Source organism: Citrobacter sp. Colony219, from assembly GCF_019382635.1.
Classification (GTDB): Bacteria; Pseudomonadota; Gammaproteobacteria; order Enterobacterales; family Enterobacteriaceae; genus Citrobacter; species Citrobacter youngae.
In genome coordinates, this window is record NZ_CP080033.1 from 4,725,155 (window position 1) to 4,725,829 (window position 675).

1 pseudogene is annotated in these 675 nt (G+C 55.3%); it reads left to right on the top strand.

Annotation, left to right across the window (positions count from 1 at the left end):
- Window positions 1-642: pseudogene (locus tag JTI85_RS21665) on the top strand (oligopeptide:H+ symporter); the annotation flags it as partial.
- Window positions 643-675: the final 33 nt, after the last annotated feature.

The window sequence follows — 675 nt, forward strand, 5'->3', positions numbered from 1 at the left end:
CGGTGGTGTTCTACGTGCTGTACGCGCAGATGCCAACTTCGCTGAACTTCTTTGCTATCAATAACGTGCACCATGAAATTCTTGGTTTCGCCATCAACCCGGTAAGCTTCCAGGCGCTGAACCCGTTCTGGGTGGTACTGGCGAGTCCGGTGCTGGCCGCTATCTATACCCGTCTGGGAAACAAAGGCAAAGACCTGACCATGCCGATGAAGTTTACGCTTGGCATGTTCCTGTGCTCACTAGGCTTCCTGACTGCCGCCGCAGCCGGGATGTGGTTTGCCGATGCTCAGGGGCTGACGTCGCCGTGGTTTATCGTGCTGGTGTATCTGTTCCAGAGCCTGGGTGAACTGCTGATTAGCGCCCTGGGGCTGGCTATGGTCGCCGCGCTGGTGCCACAACACCTGATGGGCTTTATTCTTGGGATGTGGTTCCTGACGCAGGCAGCAGCCTTCCTGATGGGGGGTTATGTCGCAACGTTCACCGCCGTACCAGAGAACATCACCGACCCACTCCAGACGCTGCCTATTTAATACTAACGTGTTCAGTAAGATAGGCCTGGTGACCCTGGCGGTAACGGTTGTAATGGCGATTATGGTGCCATGGCTGAACCGCATGATTAATACACCGAGCACCGAGCAATAACCTTCAGTGCCGGATGGCGGCTATTACCTTATC